Origin of the sequence: Hydrocoleum sp. CS-953, from assembly GCF_002260545.1 — a bacterium.
GTDB lineage: Bacteria > Cyanobacteriota > Cyanobacteriia > Cyanobacteriales > Microcoleaceae > Trichodesmium.
This window is the reverse complement of sequence record NZ_LGSU01000177.1, coordinates 836-2,343: the sequence shown is the minus strand read 5'-3', so window position 1 is coordinate 2,343 and position 1,508 is coordinate 836. Positions and strand designations below refer to the sequence as shown.

The following is a 1,508-nucleotide window of genomic DNA, read 5'->3' as shown; positions in this document are numbered from 1 at the left end:
AGTAAAATATCTCTTACCAAAAAATCAAGCAATAAAGCCTTCTATTTCAGAGTCAAAAAAGTCCGAGAATATTTCCTGATATTCAATTCCGTTACGAATTTTATTCAGGTAATTATCCATTATCCATTAATGAACCTTTCTATAGCAATCAGTTGTGATTTGTGAGAATTTGTAATATTTTATCTAACGGGGCTTGCTTGACAAACCCCATCTTATCTAGGGTAAACGAGACCAAACCCCTACAGTTTTTTCTCACATCTCATTCCTGATTGCTATATCTTGCTTTGAAAAATGGTGAAATTTATTTGCTACGACTACTTAATAGATATCTTGTTAAACTCAAAGTCAAATAAATTAGCTAGAATACAAGAGTTATCAATCTTCCTGCCAGGGAAAATGCAATTTATTTAATATAGCAATTCGCCCTTATATTGTGACAATTTTTATAATAGTTAATTTGAGCTGGAAATCCTAAAAACTATGACTCCTGACTCCTGAATCCTGATTCCTAACTACCACCAAAATGTTACAACTTAAATAGGGTTGCTATATCTATTTATTTAACATGAAAAAGCTAATTGTAATTACAGGAGTAAGTCGGGGTTTAGGTAGAGCCATGACTGATGAATTTATTAACTTAGGTCATACTATTATAGGTTGCGCTCGTTCTAAATCTACTGTCGAAAATTTAACTAATCAATATCCTAATCCACATCAGTTTAGTTGTGTGAATGTAGCAGATGAAAATTCTGTAAAAGACTGGGCGAGTAAAACACTAACTAATTATTCACCGCCAGATTTATTAATCAATAATGCAGCCATAATTAATCAACTAGCACCTCTTTGGAAAGTTGATAGTCAGGAATTTTCCCAATTAATTGATATTAATATTAAGGGTGTGGCAAATGTGATACGTCATTTTGTGCCAGCTATGATTTCTAAGGGAAATGGTATTATTGTTAATTTTAGTTCTGGGTGGGGACGTTCGACTTCTCCAGAAGTAGGACCATATTGTGCTTCTAAGTGGGCGATAGAAGGTTTGACTCGTGCTTTAGCTCAGGAGTTACCTTCAGGAATGGCTGCTATTCCTCTTAACCCAGGAATTATTTATACTGATATGTTAGATATTTGTTTTGGAGAGGATGCAAAGTCTTTTACCCCTGTTGAGTCTTGGGTGAAAAAGGCTGTTCCTTTTTTGTTGAAGTTGAAACCTACTGATAATGGAGTACCACTAACAGTATCTTAGCCGTGACTGTCTTTTCAAATCTTGACTGCTAAGAAATCTTGCACCAAGGATAGAATGCTACATATCCTTGGGTGTTAGTTTGTAAAGTGTGGGAAAAAACATTCAATTACGCTTTAGAAAATGAATTAACTATTGCTCTATACGCAATAGTAGAAAAATTGCACTACCCATCTCCACGTCCGATGCGCTTTAGAAAATGAATTAACTATTGCTCTATACGCAATAGTAGAAAAATTGCACTACCCATCTCCACGTCCGATGC

Annotated in this window: 1 protein-coding gene; it reads left to right on the top strand. The window is 34.8% G+C overall.

Annotated features, from left to right (window positions below; translation table 11 throughout):
* The first annotated feature begins 565 nt into the window (after positions 1-565).
* Entirely contained in the window at positions 566-1,246 is a 681-nt protein-coding gene (locus AFK68_RS01420; RefSeq protein ID WP_094671053.1) for an SDR family oxidoreductase, read from the top strand.
* Positions 1,247-1,508: the final 262 nt, after the last annotated feature.